Raw genomic sequence first — 22,175 nt, 5'->3', positions numbered from 1 at the left:
GGCATTCACTGTAGGGAATGACGGGGAAATTAAAAAAGGCCATACCAGCATTAACTGATATGGCCTTTCTTAGTGATGATAGCTACTTATGCGATTTAGCTTTGCTCGACTTCAAGCTGCATTAGCATTAGATCTTCACCATCTAAAACATGGGTGCGATTACTACCACAATGCTGACAAATAATACTGCGCTCGTTATGAATGGTTTCTTGACCACATTCAAGGCAGGATAACACCAGTGGCTGAATATTCATTTCAAACTCAGCGTCATGGCAAATGCCTTCAAGCTTAAAAGTCTGAAAAGCGGTTTCAAGTAACGCTGGCTCTACTCCACTTAAAATACCGACTTTAATCGCAACGCGAGTAACTTTATCAGCATTATTATCACGCGCATGTTGTTCGCATTGTTCGATAAGTGCGCCGACAATGGAATACTCGTGCATTAACAGATCCTCGGTAGTAATTCACCTTGAGGAAGATCTAAATAACGACGACTGCCCCAACCGCTGGTTAAAATAACGCGGCCAGCATGCTCATTATTCACAGAACCAATCACAGCCGCATTTTCACAGGCAGCAAAGGCTTCAAGCACCGCTAATGCTTGTTGTGCTTGTGCTTGTGGCAATGCAATAATAAACGTGCCTTCGTTAGCTAAATCAAACGGTTCAAACCCGTATAATTCACATAGACCGCGCACTTCTTCACTCACAGGTACATCATCTTCAACGACATTGATGCCAACATCAGACGCTTGTGCCCATTCGTTTAATACTGCCGATAAACCACCGCGGGTTGCATCACGCATTGCATGAATATCAAGCCCAGCAGCAATAAGTGCCTCAACTGCAGGCCATAGCGTATTGCAGTCACTGATAAGCTCTGATTCAAGGGTTAAGCCTTCACGCGCCATTAAAATAGCTGCGCCATGACGACCAACATCACGCGATACAATAATTGCATCACCATCAGCAAGGTTACGTACTGAAATACCGCTTTGAATAATTTTGCCAACACCCGTGGTATTAATAAAAATACCGTCAGCACACCCTTTGGGCACAACTTTGGTATCACCACAAACGATTTTAGCACCAGAGATACTTAACTCGGTGGCCATACTTTCAACGATGGTTTTAAGCTTACCGATGTCAAACCCTTCTTCGATAATCACACTACAACTTAAATATTGTGGTTGTGCGCCCATCATCGCTAAATCATTCACAGTGCCTGCAATGGCTAATTTACCAATGTTACCACCAGCAAAAAACAACGGTGACACTGTAAATGAATCAGTGGTAAAGGCGGTTTTACCTTCAAGGGTTAATACTGCGGCATCTTCTTCGCTGCGCAGAATGGCATTATCAAACGCTTTAAAGAATAGGCCTTTAATTAGCTTATTCATTTCCTGACCACCACCACCGTGGCTTAGTTGAATCGATTTTGTGGTCGATAATGCAGAAAAATCTTGTTCACTCATTTCACACCTCGATATCGGAAATACGCATTACACGCACCTTCTGAACTCACCATGCAACTGCCAAGCGGCGTTTGTGGCGTACAACCACGACCAAAAACTTTACAATCTTTAGGCTTTGCTAAGCCTCGTAAAATATCACCACACTGACAAGCCTTGTGATCATCAATCGGTGTCATTGGCAAACAATCAGCAAATTTAATTTCAGCATCACGATGACGGTATTTTTCATTTAACTGTAATGCTGAATTAGCGATTGGGCCTAAACCACGCCAGCGAAAGCTATCCCGAATATCAAAACAGCGTTTTACCGCCGCTTGAGCAACCGTATTGCCTTCTTCTGTTACTGCACGCGTGTATTGCACATCAAGTTCAGCAATACCAGCGACCCTTTGCTTAGTTAGGCGCAGAATAGATTCCATTACATCAACTGGCTCAAAGCCTGCGACAACCACTGGCGTTTGATACTTTTCAACGACTGAGCGATAAATTTTAGCCCCTTCAATAACACTCACGTGCGAAGGGCCAATAAACGCATTCACTTTCACCGCAGGATCTGCCATTACCACATCAATCGCCGGTGGCACCAGCACATGGTTGATATGGAAATAGAGGTTATTAACCTGACGCTGTTCCGCCAATTCAATCAAAATCGCCGTCATTGGCGTTGAGGTTTCAAAACCAATCGCAAAGAAAACCACATCTTTATCAGGGTTATCAAGTGCAATAGTTAAGCAATCTAGTGGGTCATAAATAGGTCGAATATCACACCCTTGAGCGCGGTATTGTGCCAAGCTGCCTTTTGAACCAGGTACACGGATCATATCGCCCAACGTTACTAGAATAACATTGGGTTGACTCGCTAATGCTGCAGCATGATCAATACGCTCTTTAGGCATCACGCACACCGGGCAACCAGGGCCATGAATAAAATCAATATTATCGGGTAATAGCTGCTTTAAACCATACTTCATGATGGTATGAGTATGACCACCACACACTTCCATCACTTGCATCGGTTCGAGTAAATCTACCGCTAGCTGCTTAATTTGTTCGGCCAGATTTAGTACTGTATCGGCATCACGAAAGCCTTCATACAGTTTTTTAAGATCAAAACTCATATTGGTAGTGGCCCTGATTCATCCATAATAAATTGATACATTTCAAGACTTTCTTGTGCATCTTTATCATCGATTTTGCTCATTACAAAACCAATGTGAATCAATACATACTCGCCCACCACCAGATCATCCATTAATAGATGACAACTCACGCGGCGTTTTACACCCATGGTATCAACCGTAACGGTATTATCTTCGTGAACTTCAACTACTTGAGAAGGAATAGATAAACACATAATTACGCTTCCTGTTGGCGTTGATTCGCCATTAGCCAAGTAACCAAAGGGGCAAATGTTGCTGCGTCTTTAGTCGATAAGGTAATCACTTCTACCTCAGGATTAAGCTTTTTGAGCTGTGCTTTGGCCTCTTCAATGCTGAAGTCAAAATATGGCAGTAAATCGCACTTAGTAATCAATACTAAATCGGCACGACGGAACATCACTGGGTATTTCTCAATTTTATCGTCGCCTTCAGGTACTGAAACTAGCACGATATTTTTATGTGTACCCACGTCGTAGCTAGCAGGACAAACTAAGTTACCGACATTCTCAACAAAGCAAATATCAAGCTTTTTAAGATCAATATGGTGTAATGCGCCATGTACCATAAAGGCATCAAGGTGACATGCAGAACCGGTTTGAATTTGGTAAGCGTCAATACCGTGTGCTTTTAGACGATCAGCGTCACGCGAGGTTTCTAAATCACCTTCAATCACGGCATATTTAAGATCGGTATGCTGGTGCAAATGCTCAAGTAATGTGGTTTTACCGCTACCAGGGCTACTCATTAAATTAAAGGCAGTCACATTTTGTGCTTCAAAATGAGCTCGGTTATGAGCAGCTTCCACGTCATTCTTATCAAGAATTTTATGAATAACTGATAAGGTCTTTTTATCATTTAATTGTGGATTAGCTTGTAATTGATGGTGATGATGATCACCTCTCGGTAATGAACAACCGCAATCTTGGCACATATGAACTCCAGCAGAGGGGGATTTTCTAAGGTGTTAATCAAAAATCGATAACGTTAGAAAAATGAAACAGGACTCAGTTCAGGTTATTAAACACTCAAATTCTGAGAATTATGAGCATCGATTATCTATGCTTTAAAAGAATAATGCAATTTGTGTGATAATTTATTTTGCGGATCTTTAGATTGATATTATATATATATCGTCTTTTTCGGCTGACTGATAAAATGCGAAATTATATTATTCAGTTTAGCTTCAGGCTTAATGACACTGATCTGACATAACAGTAGATCAGTGCGCGTATGTTATGTCGTAAGCACTTCAAGATTATGATGCTGAGACTCGCTAACGATGCTCTCTCACGCTTTCTTGAATAGAAACGTTATTCATTGAACATAAGAGAAACCATAATGCAGACTAAAACATCTGGCTTAAAAACTAAACTTCTTAAAGTTGCAGCGCCTATCGCTTTAGCTTGTGCGTTCGCAGCAGCACCAGCAGTGGCAATGGCTAAAGATGCGCCAACGACTGTGCCTATGGCCTCGTCTCACCAGATCACAGCTGAACAACAGCATGTAGCTGGCGAAATTGGTAAAATCCAACAACAGCTTGCCGCTATCCGTGTAAAAACACTAAAAGCAAACCCTCAACTTATCACTGAGATGAAAGCTTACGAAACAGCGTTTAACAATAAAGTTAAAGCATTGGGTTACCAACCAGAGAAGCTAATTAAACGTGCTCAAGAAATTCAAGTTGAAGCGACTAAGAAAGATATTTCTAACGACAAGCGTACTGAGTTAGTAAAAGAATTTACCACTATCCGTACTACACTTGAGAAGCAACAACGCACTATCTTGAATGATCCTGCAATCAGCAAGCAAGACAAGCAAGTACAAGATGACGTAATTGCGGCAATGAAAAAGCAAGATCCAAAAACAACTGATCTGCTTAAGCAATTAGACCAGCTTGTAATGCAATTTAAGAAATAATCGCATTGAGATTACTCTCTCTGCCGAAAAAAAAGGATAATCAAGCGATTATCCTTTTTTTATTGGTGCTATTTAATTTGATTATTTAAGCTGCCAGTTACAACTTCACCGCTTGATTTTGACTTAACAAGCGCATGCCATTGAGAATTTTAGCGAACCAAATAACAATTGCTACCAGGGCAATCGCACCACCGATAAACGGTAATACATGCAGTGCTTTATGTAAAATATCGCTATGAACCCAATATTCAGCACCCGCAATCATGCCAGTTGTTGTTGCCGCAGAAACACCTAACACCACAAAAAATGTTAAAAACAAAAAGAAGCTACGAATAATGGTGTAGTAATGGCTATAAGTGACTTCATCAGTGCCTTTATCGAGTTTATAACCCGCATAAATAATGGCAATAATACCTGATAATAGTAAAGTAAATGGGGTCAGAAAACTGGCAATATAGGCAAACCAAATACCCTTTTTATGTTCTTCCGTCATCATTTTTATCCGAATAATTAAGCAATTAATAACCTAATTATCACAGGTATTTTACCAAGTTCAAGTTAGGCTCTAAATTACGATGATCGTGATCAACTTATCGGCAACCATGGTCGCTAGGGTCTGCTATAACGCCCTAAACGAACACATGCCTGTGATGAACAGCAGGCATGAACGATTAAATAATGATAGTTAGTCGTTAGCAGTAAACGTTTTATAATTTCTCATCAAATGTTTCAATTTCTGAGCCATCTTTAATACGGCGATGGCCTTGCTCTAGGTGCACAAAATCCACTAAATCATCACCGCTGACTTGAAATGCTTTACCAAACCCTTTTACAAATAAACCCTGAGTCGGCGCTAAACGGAATAAAACAAAGTCTTCTAAACCACTCAAGCCATCAATAATTTCACCGAAACGTTGGCGTAAAGCCGCAACAGCTAAGGTCCACCCTTCACAATTACGCTCAACAACGCTAACATCAGCTTCAAAAGTTAATCGTTTACGGGCATACAAAGTTTTAGCTGTGGTTTCATCTTCAATCATCATCAATGAAACCTGCGGATTTTCAAGTAAATTACGCGCATGTTTAGCAATTTGGCTAATTAATACGTAGTAACCATCATCCAATAATGCAAACGGCGCATAACTCACATTAGGCTTGCCATTAATATCGACGGTCGCCAATTGCAATGTTAAACACGCTTCACGAAATTCTTTAATCTCTGGCCCTAAACGGTTTTGTAAGCGCTGTTGTTTTACTTCACTCATTTTATCTCCCTTCTTCCTTTTTTATTCGGGCTGACTTATTTTCTAGTTATGTATGTTGTTATTATTTTTTAACTGACAACGGTTATTGATTCGCTAATAGTTTTAGCTGCTGGAATTTTTCAATTTGCTGCGGGTATAAATTACGCTGTTTATCTCTTCCCAAATAGACTTTAAACACACACTCACCATTGGCTGCAAAAAAGCCAATAAAATAGCTTTCTTGGCCCATAAATGGCTTGCTAACTAGTGCGATATGTTCAACAAGATCTAAGCGTAAATGCCCGTGTAGTTCGCCGTCTTTCCCCATTAAATTATAGTAACCACGAGCTAACTTGCCTTTAGGAAAAGGGGCTTTAACTTCAAAAATAGATCCCATTGAATGTACAATCGTTGTCACAGGACCCCAGCTTGGTAAGGCTTCAACAATAGCTTGGGCCAAATGACCTGCTAGTGGCACAACCAACTCTGATGGCAACGACAGCACGATTTCACCTTCTGTAACTTGTAATTGTTCAGCAATAGCGCCAGCATGCAATTTGTCATTTTGTTGCAGAATATCAGCAACTTTGATTGTTAATTCAGCCTGAGAATAGCGAGAAAACACAGTTATCATCCTTTTTAATTAATAAATCTTTTGCGTTGAAATATGACTACGGTTGCGGTTTCGATATCGCTGTTGTCACTACTTGAATTAACGCCTGTGCCAGTGTCACTGACCAAAATTGCCCTGCTAACGTTAAATTCAAATAACGGTGACTGCCGTGTTGTTCTAAGGTCACGAAGCCATTTTTTTGCCAACGCTCAAATAGCGGCAAACAATAACTAAATAATGGCCACCCTGCTTGTTTATCAAGTTCTTTGGCAACAAGCACTCCACGATCAAATCCGGCTTTAATAGTGGTATTGATTACTGCATGGGATGAGGATTTAACCATCATCGCCAATGGAAAATGCTGTTGGCTAACGTCATCCATGTAACGTTCTAGTTTACGGTGTTGCATAAAGCCATAACCACCAACATTCCCTCCTGCGCCAGCACCAAGTGGCAACACTTCTGCGGTTGTTTTTGCTAGGCTGTTATAACAACTCCGCTCACGGTTATCGCGCGCCCAATGATTAACACTTAACCGCCGTAAGTGATGCTTAGCCATATAATCGACCCCAATTTCAAACATTGAGGCTTTAGTGATGGTATCTGCAGGCTGAGGTAAACGGCCTTGTTCGACCATTTTTCCCATCGGGGTATTACCCATTTCAATTAATTGATATAAATCGACACCATGGGCACCTGAATCAAGAAAATCATCAAGATCATGTCGCCACACATCAATATTTTGATAAGGCAAGCCATAGAGTAAATCAATCACAATCGGTGCTTGATCGGCCGCTGCTAGTTCACTGATGCGCTTGAGCACCACTTCGCGATCATCTAACCGTTTTGCTTGACGACGTACTTGCGTATCAAAACTTTGCACCCCAAATGAAAATCGGTTAAATCCCCCTTCCAGTGCTGAATCAAACATTTCATCATTAAAACGGTTAATACGCCCTTCTAAGGTCAGCTCGCAATCGGTGGCTAATGGAAAATAACGGCGAATCATGGTGCCGAGTTGTTTAATTTGTGCAGCAGTTAAATCCGTTGGTGTACCACCACCAATGTAAACCGCTTGAAATGGGGCTGCCTGCGTCCATGGTTGTGATGCTTTACATTTAAGCTCAGCCATCAATGCTGCAAAATAGTCATCGATTAAACGTTGACTTGAAGCATATTCAAAAAAGCTGCAATAAGTACACCGCACACGACAAAATGGAATATGAACATATAAGCAACGCTTATTGAAAGGCGGCGTCGTTTGCTGCAATACCCGTTGGGCGAGTGGTTGAATCTGTTCAACAGTAATCGGTGCATGGTGACCGCCACCAGCATGGGCCGATAACTTACGTCGAAAACCAAACCGCAATGGATCGGGTGTATTCTCACCTAGAATATCACTGTCAAAAACAGACGTGTCCAATGTTACGGGCATATTAGCTGGCAATGTTAATCGGTCGGCATTTATCATTTTAATGGCTATGTCACTAGCCCCTCTACGTCAGTTGTTATTAGTCTTTTCGATCAGGTTGGCAACCAATCGATACTAACCACACTATTTATAATGGTTTGCTGTCACTTTCTAAATGCTTATCACAATAATATCAGCGTAAAAGTGGTGCATCGCCACTTTTATCAGTGCTTATAAATGTTGTTGGTTAGCATGATATTTTGCATTGAATAATATTGCAAATGATAATTGATATTATTCGCATTTCGTGGATAATAGCTAAAAACAAGCTAGGACTGTGAATATCACACCGCTAACCAATTAAAAATATTAACAAAATACACATTACATCGTGAGGACGTTATTTTGCACAGACATTTAATTGCTACCACAGGCGTCGATCTCATCTTAGCCTTAGGTGAAAAGAGTGAATACTAAACGTTATATAGCCGCAGGAGCAGTATCACTTTTGGTGCACAGTATGTTCCTTGCCGCGATGCCAACCAAAGAGCCACTGACACTTACTATGGGAGCAGATAGTCCTCGGGTTAGTTTAACATTTACAGCAATACCAGCCGCGAAGAACAACAACACTCCAACGATAAACCCTATAGCACAACCTATTGAGAAAAATATAAAAAAACCTATTAAATCAGAAATTAAACGTTTATCAAACACTGATACTGTTAGCCCAAAGGTTGTCAAAAAAAAGCCAACAATAACAAAAAGACATAAATCTTCGGCTAAAAAACAACCTCAAAAAGCAGTTGTTGAAAAAAAACAAATAGTTAAAAAACAACCACAAAAAACCAAAAAAGAATCAAAAACCAAAAAAACCACACTTAACAACAAAAAAACAATTAAAAATCAATTTAGTAAATTACCGAAAAAAAACAATATCAGCACTGGTGCACAAACGTTGCAATTAGTCTCAAAGCCAACCTTTGCAACTCGACCGAGTCCGGTTAATTACCCCAGATTAGCCAAACGGCGTGGTATTGAAGGTCAAGTATTGGTTGAGGTGTGGATAGATGCTCAAGGACAACAGCTTAAACAAAAACTGATTAAATCATCGGGCGCACAAATTTTAGATGATGCAGCGATTGCAGCAATTAAGAAATGGCGCTTTTCTTCTCACATTGTTAACGGTAAGGCAATTGCCCACCGAGTACAGATCCCTGTACGTTTTAAATTGGATTAAACCATGACTGTAGTCGATACGCTTACTCAACAATTTGGCCTCATGACATGGCCGTTACTTGCTTGCTCTGCCTTAACGGTCATGATTTTAGTCGAACGCTTAATACAAGTTTTTCTTTGTACCGGTGTTGGTAAAACCAAAGTCACAACCTTACTTGAACAGCAAAATAGACATGACGATCGCGCACTTGATCAATTAGCAGCCCAACTCAAGCACCAACGACCATTATTGTGTAAAGGGATTGCGATGCTGATCGCTCACCGTCACTTTACTAAACCGTTACGCGAAGATGCGGCCAATATTTGGTTATTGCAAAAACGCCAACAATTACGCTCTGGGTTACGATTACTGAGTTTAATTGGTGTGATTAGTCCATTGCTAGGATTGCTTGGCACTGTACTTGGCTTGATTGATATGTTTAAAGGTATCGCCCTCTCTACCGGTTCGGTTACGCCAAGTGATCTTGCTGATGGTTTGGGGCTTGCGATGCGTACTACTGCTGCAGGATTGATTATTGCCCTACCCGCAATTACAGGTTCGCAGTTATTAGGTCTATGGGCTGACAGTATTATGGCGAAACTTGAGCATAGCTTAAACCGCTGTAATTTATGGCTCGAAGGCATGAATATTGATGCTGTAAATAGCCCTGCAAAACCGTGTGATACTTGCGAAGAGAACCCTGCTTATAGTGGTACATCAGCATGATAACGATTAATAATCATCACGATAGCGATAACTTAACTCCTGATTTAACCCCATTATTAGATATTATTTTTATTGTGATGGTGTTCTTGCTACTAACCGCGACCGTTCAAATCAAAGCATTAGATGTCGACTTACCACAAACGTCGACTCAAATATTACAAACGACTAAAGCTGATCCTATTACTATCAATTTGGTCGCTACTGAACCTTATTGGGCATTGCAAGGCCAAGCTATCAACAACTGGGACAGTTTTAACCAGCAACTATTAACTGCAGTTAAAGCAGCGCCCAATAAACCCGTTGTGATTGGCGCTGATAAAAAAGCCTCGGTCGAACAAATGCTCAAATTGTTAGCTTTTCTACAAAAAAACGACATCAAAGCCACTCAACTATTAATGGAAGAACAACAATAATGGACCGTCAACACTCTGTTTTTACTACACCTTCTTGGGGGCATATTGCTCGAAAGGCACTGTTTTCAACTACATTATTCATAACAGCATCAAGCTTTTTTTCACTGCAGGCTCAGGCTCAGCCTAATCCAGATTCGCCACGAGTTATCAGTGCAGGAGCAGCCATTACTGAGATTATTAATGCCCTAGGTGCTGAGCAACAATTGATTGCCGTGGATGTCACCAGTAAAACCTTAGTCGCACCGAGCCTGCCTAAAGTGGGTTATCACCGCCAACTCTCTGCAGAAAGTCTTATTGCATTAGCGCCAACCAAAATCATTGGCTCTGATGAAATGGGGCCACCAAAAACATTAACGCTTTTAAAACAGTCAGGGATTGAAGTAGATATTGTCAATGGCGGCGAAACAGTAACGGATTTATTTCATCGTATTGATCAAGTCGCGGCATTAACGCAACATCAGCAACAAGCGCAGCAACTTAAGCAACAACTTCAAACCAACGTGGATACCATCAAACAACACAATTTACAGCTGCAACACCCGCTTAAAAAAGTATTGTTTTTAATGATCCACGATGGTCGTCCAATCAGTGTGGCAGGCAAAAATACCACTGCCGATAGCATTATTACTTTAGCGGGTGCAATAAATCCTGCCGCGCAATTAGTGGCCAATTATAAGCCAGTATCAACGGAAGCTATTTTGCAGATGCAACCCGACATTATTTTATTAAGTGATCGCACCACCGCATCAATTAAAAACATGCAACAATTGCTGGAAAAAATGCCCATGTTAGCAGCAACACCTGCGGCAAAAAACAATGCTATTGCAGTAATTGACGGCACAGCTCTAATTGGTGGATTAGGTATTCACAGTATTAATGAAGCCATGCGTCTTAATGGTATTTTTTATCCACAATCGTAAATTGAGAACAATGACGTCATGAATGTTACTCGTATTTCCCCCTCCGTCATTTACGTGATCAGTCTCGGCTCGCTTTTATTTGCGTTACTCAGTTCAATTGCGATTGGACCGATGGATATCAGCTATAAAGACAGCTTTATTGCCTTATTACCCGGCGAGCATCAACTTGCAACTCATGTTGATGTAGTGATCCATCAAATACGGTTACCACGGACATTATTATGTATTGCAATTGGCGCTATATTGGCGATTTGTGGTGCCGTATTACAAGGGCTATTTCGTAACCCTCTTGCCGACCCAGGTATTATTGGTATATCAGGCGGTGCAGGTCTAGGAGCGGCGTTTGCAATCATTTTATTTGCTCCGTTGATGACGCATTATCCACTATTAATGAATATTGGTGCTGTGCCCTTTTTTGCTTTTTTAGGCGGCGCAATAAGTACCTATTTGGTGTATCACCTTGGTACAGATAAAAACGGCACCTCTGTCGTGGTTATGCTACTTGCAGGCGTTGCAATTGGTGCAATATCTGGCGCAGGACTTGGATTATTAAATTACATTGCAGATGACCAAGCCCTACGTGATTTTTCTTTATGGTCTATGGGCTCACTTGCTGGGGCGACATGGTCTGGTATTGGGTTAGCTTTTATAAGCCTGATTGCAATTTATTATTATTGTTACCGCCAAGCAAATGCGCTGAATGCATTTTTATTGGGTGAAGCCGAAGCTCGCCACATGGGGGTAGATGTTCAACATCTTAAACGCAGTTTAATTATTGTGTGTGCAGCTGGAGTTGGGATCACCGTTGCGATCACCGGCCCCATTGGTTTTATTGGTCTGGTTATTCCGCATTTAGGACGCATGATTTCAGGCCCTAACCATAAAACATTGTTGCCAATATCGGCTATTTTAGGCGCTTTAATATTGCTTGTTGCAGATATGATCGCCCGTAGTGCGTTTGCACCACAAGAACTTCCAGTAGGTATTATTACCGCTATTTTAGGCGCTCCATTTTTCATCTATCTACTTAATAAACAAAAAGGCAAAATCGCATGACGGCAACACACTCTCTTTCGACAGCGATTACAGCACGTAACTTACACCTCACATTAGCCAATAAAGTGTTATTAGATAATTTCAGTATTGATATTAAAGCAGGCCAAGTTACTGCACTATTAGGCCCTAATGGCGCGGGAAAAAGCACCTTACTGAAAATATTATGCGGTGAGATGTCGCCTGAAAGTGGCGATGTGGCATTTTTCAACCGTGATATTAATAATTGGCAACGTGCAGAACTGGCGCGTCATTTAGGCATTCTACCGCAGCATAGCTCACTCTCTTTTGGCTTTACCTGTAAAGAAGTTGTGGAACTTGGCACAATGCCGTTGTGCTTATCTCGCCAAGCAATAGATCATATCACCAATCAAACAATGGCTAACACCGATGTGCTTGAACTTGCTCAACGGTTATATCCTACTCTGTCTGGTGGTGAAAAACAGCGAATCCATTTTGCTCGAGTATTAACCCAGTTAAGCCAAGCCGATGATAAATGTATTTTAATGTTAGATGAGCCAACCTCAGCCTTAGATTTGGCCCATCAACATAAAACGCTACAAATGGCACAAACGATGGCTGCTCAAGGTGCTGCGGTGATCGTGGTATTACATGATCTTAATTTAGCGGCCCAATATGCTCAGCGGATGGTCATTATTCAACATGGAAAAATTCAAGCCGATGGTACACCATGGCAAGCATTAAATCCTGCTGTGATTAATGCTGTTTATGGTTGGCAAGTTTCTGTTCACCCTCACCCGATCCATGGTTACCCTTATCTATTATCAGAGTGTTAATTAACCTCAGCTGATGAGTCTATCAAGTAAACATCAGTAATCGTGCGATAAATTTGCTGAAATTTACGTTTTTTTGTTGATAGCATCAAATATTTTAATCCAAAACAATAGAATCGTTGCACTACGCGAAACACTCAGTAAAATGTGAACGCAAGCGATTACACTTGAAAAATATGTAATAATTATAAAGCCGCAAACAAATGCGGATTTTGTTGTTGGATACTATTTAAGAATGTAACAAATACATTATCGGTGCCAAATTGAATAATTAACGAGATGACTAACGTAATAAGATGGATTTTATATCTCTCAGTGATTACTCAATTTGGTACCACACAGTTAGCTAGAACCATTTCTAGCGCTCATTATTAGAAGAATAAATATGGCAACCATTAAAGATGTTGCACGTATGGCTGGTGTTTCAACGACAACAGTCTCACACGTGATCAATAAAACCCGCTTTGTCGCAGAAGCAACGCAAAAAAAAGTTCTTGCAGCCGTTGAAGATCTTAACTACGCACCAAGTGCAGTGGCGCGTAGTTTAAAATGCAACACGACTCGTACCATCGGCATGCTGGTAACTAAATCAACCAACCCATTTTTTGCTGAAGTTGTGCATGGTGTTGAAGAGTATTGTTACCGTGAAGGTTACACTCTGATCTTATGTAATACCGAAGGCAACCTGTCTAAGCAACGCGATTACTTACGCATGTTGGCAGAAAAACGTGTCGATGGCTTATTAGTAATGTGTTCAGATCTCGATCAGAAGTTATTGGATCTGCTTGAGCGCCAAAAAGATTTGCCTATGGTAATAATGGATTGGGGTCCAGAAAGCCCACATACCGATAAAATTCAAGATAATGCCGAACAAGGTGGCTATATTGCGACTAAATATTTTATCGAACATGGTCACACTCGTATCGGTTGTCTATCGGGCCATAATGATAAATCAACCTGTCGTGAGCGCTTAAAAGGCTTCAATAAAGCGATGACAGAAGCAAATTTAGAGGTTAACCAAGACTGGATCCTTGAAGGCGATTTTGAGTGTGATTCTGCTGTCAAGGCGGCCGAAAAATATATTGCTATGGCTGAACGCCCTACCGCTATTTTTTGTTTTAATGACATTATGGCAATGGCACTTATTAGTACCTTTGAACAGGCCGGTCTTCGCGTGCCGAATGATATTTCGATCATTGGTTATGACAACATTGATCTTGCGCCCTACTTTGCACCGCCGCTAACGACTATCCACCAGCCGAAACGTCGCTTAGGTAAAACGGCAATTAAAATTTTGATGGCGCGCATGAAAGATAAAAATCATGAGCCTCAAATTTTTGAAATGGCGCCAGCTATCGTTGAACGAAAATCAGTTAAAGATCTACGCTAATCGCGTTATCTATTTATCAAGCCAATAATTATATTGGCTTTTTTTCCCTCTCAATATAATTCCTTTCCCCCCAACCGCTATTAAAACGTTGTTTCTTACCAAGAAATATGAGCGGTGTCACATATTCATCAGCTTTCGTTAATATTCAAACTTCACTTGTTAAAAGATAGAATATAATGATTCATGTAAATACATATAATAGTAAGCAGAAGACTTACAACTATAAATAAAACTTCACTATTAATAAGTCTATTTATAGAGTAATACATGAATGATTTAAAGTAGTTCGTTTGTGATGTAAATAACTTTATTAATAAAAGTAAAGTGACAACTACTTTAATGTTAGGTGACACTCATTTATTCACCGAGTAGAAGTATGGACAAACCAATATTAAAAGATTCATTAAAATTATTAGACCATTTAGGTAATGTAAAATCGCGTTCTATGTTTGGCGGTTTTGGTATTTTCGCAGGAGAAGCAATGTTTGCTCTTGTGGTAAATAATAAACTCCACCTACGCGCAAACGCAAAAACAGAAGAGGAATTCAAACAAGCGGGTTTAGAGCCATATATTTATAAAAAACGTGGTTTCCCAGTAATTACAAAGCATTATGCTATTCCTGATGAATGGTGGCAGCACCCAGAGGAAATAGTCGAACAGGCAAAATATTCTCTTGAGGCTGCACAAGCTGATAAAAAAGCCAAAGACTGCTGCACCCCAGATAGAATTAAAGACTTACCTAACTTACGGCTTTCAAATGAAAGAATGCTAAAAAAAATAGGTATTAAAACTATCGAACAACTGCATGATATTGGTGCACTCGAAGCTTATAAGGCGTTACAAAAAACACAAGAAACGTCGTTAAGTATAGAGTTATTATGGGCACTGGAAGGTGCTATACATGGCCAACATTGGTCAGTAATACCAGAAAGCAGACGCAATGAGCTGCTAGCAAAACTATAATAAATATATTCGTCAACTGGCTAAGTGACGCTTAAGAATAAAGAGGCCCTGTGCCTCTTTAATTTATTCTACCTTGGTATTAATGTGTTATTTAAAGCATCCCTCGATAGAATTTAAATTAAAAATAACTGCATAATATTATTCATTTAAATATATCCACTAATAGATGATATAAATATCAAATAAAACGTAATTTTTTTGTTTTGTATTTTATTAAATTGTCAGTGTACTTTTACCGCCTTGAACGCATTTTTAACGTTCGATAATGATCATTCACCAATCATCAACGCCCGTATATCATTGTGTCCATCTCATTCTTCCTGCTGCCTATCAAGGTGGTATTTGTTGTTGCAATTTCAACCAATTGCTTCAATAAACAAATTTTTTCTTATTAAATGAAATACAATGTTACTTCTTCCGGTCTTGCTAGTTAAGAGTCGTTGTGACTTACTTTTTATAAGGACATTCCTTGCGTATATTAACCAAAAATACATTCTCATTATGGGTAAAACCTTTACTGTGGTTACAAGAACGCCATTTTGGAAAAGTACTCAATCCTGCTAAGTTATGGGGACGTAAGCCGGTACTCTTCTGGTCAGTAGCAGTGTTCTTTGGTTACCTTGATCGTAAAAAATCCCCAATTGATGCCGTAATACGTTCATTGGTTTGCGTTCGAGTATCACAGCTGAATAACTGTGCTTTCTGTGTTGATGCTAACGGTATGAAACTCGCAGAACGCTGTCACTCAGTTGATAAAATCAAAGCATTGGCAAATTGGCAATCATCTAGCTACTTTTCAGCACAAGAACAAGCAGTACTGACCTACACTGAAGCCATGACTATTACTGGTGAACACGTTAGTGACGAAATGCTTGCCGCTCTCGCAGCGTGGTATAGCAGTGATGATATTATCGAGTTAACCGCCTTAATTAGTTTTCAAAATTTATCCGCAAAATTTAATACTGCGCTTGATGTGCCAGCACAAGGTTTTTGCTCATTACCTATTCAACCGCAAACAAATAATACTGAACCACAACCAACGACTCATGCTTCTTCGACTTCAACTGAACAGCCATCAAGGAGCTTAAATGAAAAATAACAAAATTGTATTATTGGCTGTAATCGCTGCATTTATTGGTGCTTGGTTCTATTTTGATCTAGGCCATTTTCTAACCCTAGAATATGCCAAGCGTGAACAATTAGCGTTACAACACCATATTACCGAAAATCCTGTGGCATCTTATGTCAGCTTTTTTAGCCTATATGTATTGGTGACTGCCCTTTCTATTCCTGGCGCATCAATTTTAACCTTACTAGGTGCTGCGTTATTTGGCTTTTGGACAAGTTTGATCATGGTGTCGTTTGCCAGCACCATCGGTGCAACATTGGCATTTTTATCGAGCCGTTTTATCTTACGCGACTGGGTACAAGCGAAGTTTGGTCAACGTTTAGCAACATTAAATCAAGGTATCGCTAAAGAAGGGGCTTTTTATTTACTGAGCTTACGTTTAATCCCCGTTTTTCCGTTTTTTCTCATTAACCTACTGATGGGATTAACAGCGATTAAAGCATGGACTTTTTTCTGGGTAAGCCAATTAGGTATGCTAGCCGGAACGGCGGTTTATATTAATGCCGGTACTCAACTAGGAAAAATAGAATCATTAAGCGGCATTATCTCGGCGCCCGTTTTAGTCTCTTTATTTTTATTGGGGCTGTTTCCACTTATCGCTAAATGGATTATGAAAGTTATGGAAAATAAAAAACGCTATCAACAATGGCAAAAACCGACCCACTTTGATCAAAATTTAGTGGTCATTGGCGCCGGTGCGGGTGGTTTAGTCAGTGCCTATATTGCCGCAGCAGTAAAAGCTGAAGTCACGTTGATCGAGCGCCACAAAATGGGCGGTGATTGTTTAAATACCGGTTGTGTACCTTCTAAAGCGCTTATTCGTGCTGCACACACTGCTGCTGATATTAAAAATGCCGCTAAATTGGGTATCGATGCTCATATCGATAATGTCAATTTTGCACAAGTTATGGGCCGTATTCATAACGTAATAGCAAAAGTTGAACCGCATGACTCTATCGAACGTTACTCTAAACTCGGGGTTAACTGCGTAACGGGTGATGCTACAATCTTGTCACCATGGGAAGTTGAAGTGAATGGCGACCGTATTACAACCCGTAATATTGTCATCGCTACAGGCGCGCGTCCTCTTGTACCTGACATTCCAGGTTTAAAAACAGTTGATTACTTAACTTCAGACACTATCTGGCAACTTACAGCCCTTCCTAAACGGTTATTGATTTTAGGTGGTGGCCCGATTGGATGTGAATTAGCACAGAGTTTCTGTCGATTAGGCGCTGAAGTAACAGTTGTTGAACGCTCATCACAACTATTGAGCCGTGAAGATACTGACGCTGCAACATTGGTTGAGCAAGCCCTCACTCGTGATGGTGTTAATGTTTTATTGCAACATAACGCTGTAAAGTTTGAATCGATTATTGATGATAACGGCGTTCGAACTCAACGAGCGTTGCTAGAACACAATAACCACCAGCTTGCTGTAGAGTTTGATGCGGTAATGGTTGCGTTAGGACGCGTAGCAAATGTACAAGGATTTGGCTTAGAACAACTCGGCATCACCACAACTGAACGCGGCACTGTCGCTGTTAATCAGTATCTACAAACACAATACCCAAATATTTATGCTGTTGGTGACGTTGCAGGTCCCTATCAACTGACGCATGTTGCCGCTCATCAAGCTTGGTATGCCGCTGTAAACAGTTTATTTGGTGCTCTGAAGAAGTTCAAAGTCGATTATTCCGTGATCCCTGCTGTGACTTATACTGCACCTGAATTAGCGCGCGTAGGGATTAACGAAAAAGAAGCCCAAGCGCAAAATATTGACTATGAAGTCACTCGCTACGGGCTTGATGATTTAGATCGTGCTATTGCCGATGGCTATGATGAGGGTTTTATTAAAGTCTTAACGCCTAAAGGCAGCGATAAAATTCTAGGGGTGACGATTGTTGGTCATCATGGAGGAGATTTGCTAGCCGAATTTACCTTAGCTATGCGCCACAATCTAGGGCTCAATAAGATTTTAGGTACCATACATCCTTATCCAACCATGAGCGAAGGTGCAAAATATACAGCAGGCATATGGAAACAAGCCCATGCCCCCCAAAAATTACTTGCTTGGGTTAAAAAATACCATCACTGGATGCGCAATTCATCGCGCCAAAAATAAGGATATCAATTGTGATCAGACGCTTTCCAACGCTAAAAAAACTGCCTGTTGCAATGGCATTGCTTGTCAGTAGCATCGCGGCACACGCCAGTGAAGCACCGACTGTTACTCACATTACGCCAACATGGCAACAAACGCTCACTCAAGCCAAAGGTGAAACGGTGTATTTTAATGCTTGGGGTGGCAGCCAAGAAATAAATGATTATTTACTGTGGGCTAACACCCAATTACAACAGCGTTATGGCGTAACCCTAAAACAAGTTAAAGTCACTGACATTGCTGAGACCACGCAACGTTTATTAGCCGAAAAAACCGCGGGGAAAAATAGTGGTGGTAGTGTTGATATGGTATGGATCAATGGTGAAAACTTTCGCTCAATGAAGCAAAATGGTCTGCTTTATGGGCCATTTACTCATCAATTACCCAACTGGAAATATGTGGATAAATCACTGCCGATTGATAAAGATTTTTCAGAGCCTACTCAAGGGCTAGAAGCACCATGGGGCGTGGGACAATTAGTGTTTATTTACGATCCCGAAACATTAAAAAACCCACCTAAAAGCTTTAAAGCATTATTAGCTTTAGCGCAACAACATCCAGGGAAAATCAGCTATCCAAAGCCACCAGAATTTCATGGTACAGGCTTTTTAAAAGCGGCGTTATTAGAGTTAACTACCGATAAAAAAGCCTTATATCAACCATTGCAGTTACCTCAAGATCAAGCGTTATTTGATCGCGTTACCGCACCACTGTGGCAGTATCTCGATCAACTCCATAAAGTGGCGTGGCATCAAGGTAAGCAATTTCCAACAGGTACGGCCGAAACTGTGCAGTTACTTGATGATCAACAATTATTATTAGCTATTACCTTTAATCCAAATGCGGCAGCGGCTGCAATTGCCAATGGTAATTTAACCGATAAGGCTAAAACCTATGCTTTTAATGCCGGTGCGTTAACCAATATTCACTTTTTGGCAATTCCGTGGAATGCCAACGCCAAAGCAGGCGCATTAGTGGCGATTAATTTTCTGTTGAGCCCACAAGCACAGGCCCGTAAAGCCGATACTAACTTATGGGGCGATCCAACCATTTTAAGCCCACAAGCTTTTAAACAATTATCGGCACCTTATAACCAGCAGAGCTTTAAACCCTACCCTGCCATTGCAGAGCCAAATCCGACATGGCTAGCTGCCATTGAACAGCAATGGCAACAAAGATACGGTAACTAATTGTTATAGCTATTATAAATTGAGCTAACTTGCACTATGATAGCAAGTTAGCTTCTTCGTTTGAGATCGATGTAAACCCTATGTTAGCCCTTATCTTTATTATTACTTTATTGCTATTTGCAAGCCCATTGATAATTGGCTTTGTGGGTATCTTGGCGCCTGCCGCGGCATGGTTACCAGCATTAAACATGCATCAACCCTCATTGTTAGGTTGGCAACAACTGTTTTCTTGGCCAGATCTTAACCTCTCTATTGGGTTAACTTTATTAACAGGAATAGGCAGCACAGCACTTGCCTTATGGTGGTGCTATTTAATTTTGCGCCATTTCTGGCTAACAACACAGTGGCAAAAAATTGAACGCTTACTTGCGCCACTATTAGCATTTCCCCATGTTGCCTTTGTACTTGGGTTTGGATTACTGTTTTCATCGACTGGTTGGCTGGCACGTATTTGGCACCATCTTGGGCTGGCTGATACGTTATACCCAACCCTGATCCATGATCGTTATGGTATAGGATTATTGTTTGCATTAGCCATTAAAGAGACACCGTTTTTATTATTAATGAGTCTGAGTATATTAAAACAGCTCGATATAAAACGGCTCTATAATGTGGCTATTAGTCTGGGTTACAGCCACCAGCAAACATGGCGAAGCGTTATTCTTCCATTATGGTTACCGAAATTACGCTTAGCTATTTTTGCGGTTGCAGGTTATGGACTGGCAGTCGTTGATGTCGCATTAATTATTGGTCCTACTCACCCTAGCACCTTATCAATGCTCATTTGGCAATGGTTTACGGATGCCGATTTAACTCAACTTCCACGGGCAGCAGCGGCAGCATTATTATTATTAGCGATTGTTATTTGTACGTTTGGATTATTGCGCTGTCTTGAATGGTGGTTTTTATCATATTCAACAGCATGGCAATACCGTGGCGCAAAACCAACTCAGTCACGTAACTCTCAACCATCATCAATAATTGCAACTTTATGCAGTTACAGCTTATTATTGCTGCCATTAATGATGCTTCCTGTGTTAGCTGTATGGTCATTTGCCCTGCGCTGGCGGTTCCCTGATTTATTACCAAGTCGATATAGCTTTCGCTTTTGGCAACAACAACTCGAACCACTACAACAGCTGATGAGTAACAGCATTGTTTTAGCGTTGGCCAGTAGCCTTTGCGCATTATTCATGGCCATTATTTGTCTTGAATACCGTCAAAAATACCAACGCGGTATGCCGACGATGTTAATTGCTGTTCCAATGGTCGCACCGCAATTATCGCTATTGTTTGGTATGCAAATAGCAGTCTCTTTTGTGGCTGGACAACATTTTTGGTTATGGGTGAGTTGGAGCCATTGGTTGTATGTTTTCCCTTATATTTATCTTACGTTAGACGGACCATGGCGCAGTTATGATCAACGGTTAGATCAAACCGCACGCAGCTTAGGACTCACGGGGTGGCAAACATGGTGGCGAGTCAAATTCCCACAGTTAAAACCGGCATTATGGTTAGCATTTGCGGTTGGATGCAGTGTCAGTTTAGCGCAATACCTTTCGACACAAATGCTTGGTGCTGGGCGCATACCAACCCTAACAACGGAAGCCGTTGCCCTTGCAAGTGGTCAAGATCGTCGTATCAGCGCCGTTTATGGTCTGTTACAAGGTCTATTACCCTTAGTATTTTTTACTCTCGCGCTGATGTTTGCAAAGCAGCAAACATCTGATACTTCAACAACAAAGGTGACCTTATGACGCTGTCTGTTTCACAGCTGACTTTACGCCATAATAACAATAACACTCTCATCGGCCCTCTTAGCTTTGATGTTGAGAATGGACAAATAAAGACCCTCATGGGCCCAAGTGGCAGTGGTAAATCAACCATTCTTAGTGCGATAGCAGGTCATTTAGCTGCTGACTTCACAGCAACGGGTGATATTCAATTAAATCAACAATCTATCATTTCACTAGCACCGAATATGCGCCATATTGGGATTGTTTTTCAAGATGACTTATTGTTTCCTCATCTTAATGTTTGGCAGAATTTAGCGTTTGGCTTACCTTCCCAAATAAAAGGACCACAACGAAAAAAGATGGCATTAGCAACACTGGACGAGTTAGGTTTGCTTGATTTACAACATCAACAAGCTCATCAAATATCCGGCGGGCAACGAGCAAGGATCAGCATGATGCGGTTATTATTATCTCAACCACAAGCCGTATTACTTGATGAGCCATTTAGCAAATTAGATAAAACATTGCGTGCTGCATTTCGCCAATTTGTCTTTGATCAAATTCAACAACGTAACATTCCTGCATTAATGGTTACTCATGATGATGATGATATTCCCACTGATGGTGATGTCTTACACTGGCCTTGGCACTAATAATA

The 22,175-nt window shown here is 40.8% G+C and carries 23 protein-coding genes; 14 read left to right on the top strand and 9 right to left on the bottom strand.

What is annotated here, in order from left to right; genetic code table 11:
* Window positions 1-95 precede the first annotated feature (95 nt).
* From hypA to hypB, 5 genes are read right to left on the bottom strand one after another with little or no spacing between them, the layout of a single operon-like run.
* On the bottom strand, window positions 96-443 hold the full coding sequence (gene hypA / locus PMAL9190_RS00465) for a hydrogenase maturation nickel metallochaperone HypA (RefSeq protein WP_065168563.1): 348 nt from the start codon (window positions 441-443) through the stop codon (window positions 96-98).
* Complete coding sequence (hypE, locus tag PMAL9190_RS00460; RefSeq protein WP_087843422.1) at window positions 443-1,474, bottom strand: hydrogenase expression/formation protein HypE; 1,032 nt, start codon at window positions 1,472-1,474, stop codon at window positions 443-445. The genes hypA and hypE overlap by 1 nt, the downstream gene beginning before the upstream one ends.
* Window positions 1,471-2,592 carry a hydrogenase formation protein HypD gene (hypD, locus tag PMAL9190_RS00455; protein ID WP_065168565.1) on the bottom strand — a complete coding sequence of 374 codons (1,122 nt, stop codon included), beginning with the start codon at window positions 2,590-2,592 and terminating at the stop codon, window positions 1,471-1,473. The genes hypE and hypD overlap by 4 nt, the downstream gene beginning before the upstream one ends.
* Complete coding sequence (locus PMAL9190_RS00450; protein ID WP_087843421.1) at window positions 2,589-2,828, bottom strand: HypC/HybG/HupF family hydrogenase formation chaperone; 240 nt, start codon at window positions 2,826-2,828, stop codon at window positions 2,589-2,591. Before PMAL9190_RS00450 ends, hypD begins: the two co-directional genes overlap by 4 nt.
* A gap of 2 nt (window positions 2,829-2,830) precedes the next feature.
* Window positions 2,831-3,565, bottom strand: a complete 735-nt coding sequence (gene hypB, locus PMAL9190_RS00445; protein ID WP_087843420.1) for a hydrogenase nickel incorporation protein HypB — start codon at window positions 3,563-3,565, stop codon at window positions 2,831-2,833.
* 407 nt (window positions 3,566-3,972) lie between these two features.
* Between hypB and PMAL9190_RS00440 the strand changes: the two genes are divergently transcribed.
* Window positions 3,973-4,551, top strand: coding sequence for a hypothetical protein (locus PMAL9190_RS00440; protein WP_087843419.1), 579 nt, complete (start codon window positions 3,973-3,975; stop codon window positions 4,549-4,551).
* 97 nt (window positions 4,552-4,648) lie between these two features.
* Here PMAL9190_RS00440 and PMAL9190_RS00435 read toward each other — a convergent pair whose 3' ends face one another.
* The 4 genes from PMAL9190_RS00435 to hutW all read right to left on the bottom strand — a co-directional run bounded on the left by PMAL9190_RS00435 (window position 4,649) and on the right by hutW (window position 7,843).
* A complete protein-coding gene (locus PMAL9190_RS00435; RefSeq protein ID WP_065168568.1) occupies window positions 4,649-5,044 on the bottom strand; it encodes a hypothetical protein in 396 nt (131 codons plus the stop codon).
* 214 nt (window positions 5,045-5,258) lie between these two features.
* Window positions 5,259-5,816 (bottom strand): heme utilization protein HutZ, encoded by a 558-nt coding sequence (gene hutZ / locus PMAL9190_RS00430; RefSeq protein ID WP_087843418.1) that lies wholly within the window; start codon window positions 5,814-5,816, stop codon window positions 5,259-5,261.
* Window positions 5,817-5,898: 82 nt separating this feature from the next.
* A complete protein-coding gene (gene hutX / locus PMAL9190_RS00425; protein ID WP_087843417.1) occupies window positions 5,899-6,420 on the bottom strand; it encodes a heme utilization cystosolic carrier protein HutX in 522 nt (173 codons plus the stop codon).
* A gap of 46 nt (window positions 6,421-6,466) precedes the next feature.
* Window positions 6,467-7,843, bottom strand: coding sequence for a heme anaerobic degradation radical SAM methyltransferase ChuW/HutW (hutW, locus tag PMAL9190_RS00420; RefSeq protein ID WP_087844180.1), 1,377 nt, complete (start codon window positions 7,841-7,843; stop codon window positions 6,467-6,469).
* Between the two features lie 442 nt (window positions 7,844-8,285).
* Here hutW and PMAL9190_RS00415 point away from each other — a divergent pair, with 442 nt between their 5' ends.
* The 13 genes from PMAL9190_RS00415 to PMAL9190_RS00355 all read left to right on the top strand — a co-directional run bounded on the left by PMAL9190_RS00415 (window position 8,286) and on the right by PMAL9190_RS00355 (window position 22,170).
* Entirely contained in the window at window positions 8,286-9,059 is a 774-nt protein-coding gene (locus PMAL9190_RS00415) for an energy transducer TonB (RefSeq protein ID WP_087843416.1), read from the top strand.
* 3 nt (window positions 9,060-9,062) lie between these two features.
* Window positions 9,063-9,764 carry a MotA/TolQ/ExbB proton channel family protein gene (locus tag PMAL9190_RS00410; protein WP_087843415.1) on the top strand — a complete coding sequence of 234 codons (702 nt, stop codon included), beginning with the start codon at window positions 9,063-9,065 and terminating at the stop codon, window positions 9,762-9,764.
* On the top strand, window positions 9,761-10,177 hold the full coding sequence (locus PMAL9190_RS00405; protein ID WP_087843414.1) for an ExbD/TolR family protein: 417 nt from the start codon (window positions 9,761-9,763) through the stop codon (window positions 10,175-10,177). Before PMAL9190_RS00410 ends, PMAL9190_RS00405 begins: the two co-directional genes overlap by 4 nt.
* Complete coding sequence (locus tag PMAL9190_RS00400) at window positions 10,177-11,097, top strand: heme/hemin ABC transporter substrate-binding protein (protein WP_087843413.1); 921 nt, start codon at window positions 10,177-10,179, stop codon at window positions 11,095-11,097. The genes PMAL9190_RS00405 and PMAL9190_RS00400 overlap by 1 nt, the downstream gene beginning before the upstream one ends.
* 18 nt (window positions 11,098-11,115) lie before the next feature.
* Window positions 11,116-12,153 carry a FecCD family ABC transporter permease gene (locus tag PMAL9190_RS00395; protein ID WP_087843412.1) on the top strand — a complete coding sequence of 346 codons (1,038 nt, stop codon included), beginning with the start codon at window positions 11,116-11,118 and terminating at the stop codon, window positions 12,151-12,153.
* On the top strand, window positions 12,150-12,947 hold the full coding sequence (locus PMAL9190_RS00390) for a heme ABC transporter ATP-binding protein (RefSeq protein ID WP_087843411.1): 798 nt from the start codon (window positions 12,150-12,152) through the stop codon (window positions 12,945-12,947). The genes PMAL9190_RS00395 and PMAL9190_RS00390 overlap by 4 nt, the downstream gene beginning before the upstream one ends.
* A gap of 382 nt (window positions 12,948-13,329) precedes the next feature.
* Complete coding sequence (gene purR / locus PMAL9190_RS00385; RefSeq protein WP_087843410.1) at window positions 13,330-14,334, top strand: HTH-type transcriptional repressor PurR; 1,005 nt, start codon at window positions 13,330-13,332, stop codon at window positions 14,332-14,334.
* A 376-nt stretch (window positions 14,335-14,710) separates the two neighbouring features.
* Entirely contained in the window at window positions 14,711-15,298 is a 588-nt protein-coding gene (locus PMAL9190_RS00380; protein WP_087843409.1) for a TfoX/Sxy family DNA transformation protein, read from the top strand.
* Window positions 15,299-15,767: 469 nt separating this feature from the next.
* On the top strand, window positions 15,768-16,397 hold the full coding sequence (locus PMAL9190_RS00375) for a carboxymuconolactone decarboxylase family protein (protein WP_087843408.1): 630 nt from the start codon (window positions 15,768-15,770) through the stop codon (window positions 16,395-16,397).
* Complete coding sequence (locus tag PMAL9190_RS00370; protein ID WP_087843407.1) at window positions 16,387-18,552, top strand: dihydrolipoyl dehydrogenase family protein; 2,166 nt, start codon at window positions 16,387-16,389, stop codon at window positions 18,550-18,552. The genes PMAL9190_RS00375 and PMAL9190_RS00370 overlap by 11 nt, the downstream gene beginning before the upstream one ends.
* 53 nt (window positions 18,553-18,605) lie before the next feature.
* Window positions 18,606-19,781 (top strand): ABC transporter substrate-binding protein, encoded by a 1,176-nt coding sequence (locus tag PMAL9190_RS00365; RefSeq protein WP_087844179.1) that lies wholly within the window; start codon window positions 18,606-18,608, stop codon window positions 19,779-19,781.
* Window positions 19,782-19,861: 80 nt separating this feature from the next.
* Window positions 19,862-21,538 carry an ABC transporter permease gene (locus tag PMAL9190_RS00360; protein WP_087844178.1) on the top strand — a complete coding sequence of 559 codons (1,677 nt, stop codon included), beginning with the start codon at window positions 19,862-19,864 and terminating at the stop codon, window positions 21,536-21,538.
* Window positions 21,535-22,170 (top strand): ATP-binding cassette domain-containing protein, encoded by a 636-nt coding sequence (locus tag PMAL9190_RS00355; protein WP_087843406.1) that lies wholly within the window; start codon window positions 21,535-21,537, stop codon window positions 22,168-22,170. Before PMAL9190_RS00360 ends, PMAL9190_RS00355 begins: the two co-directional genes overlap by 4 nt.
* Window positions 22,171-22,175 lie beyond the last annotated feature (5 nt).

It is taken from the genome of Photobacterium malacitanum (assembly GCF_900185615.1).
In the GTDB taxonomy this organism is placed as follows: Bacteria; Pseudomonadota; Gammaproteobacteria; order Enterobacterales; family Vibrionaceae; genus Photobacterium; species Photobacterium malacitanum.
Note: the sequence above shows the minus strand (reverse complement) of the source record. Positions and strands in the feature narration are given on the sequence as shown.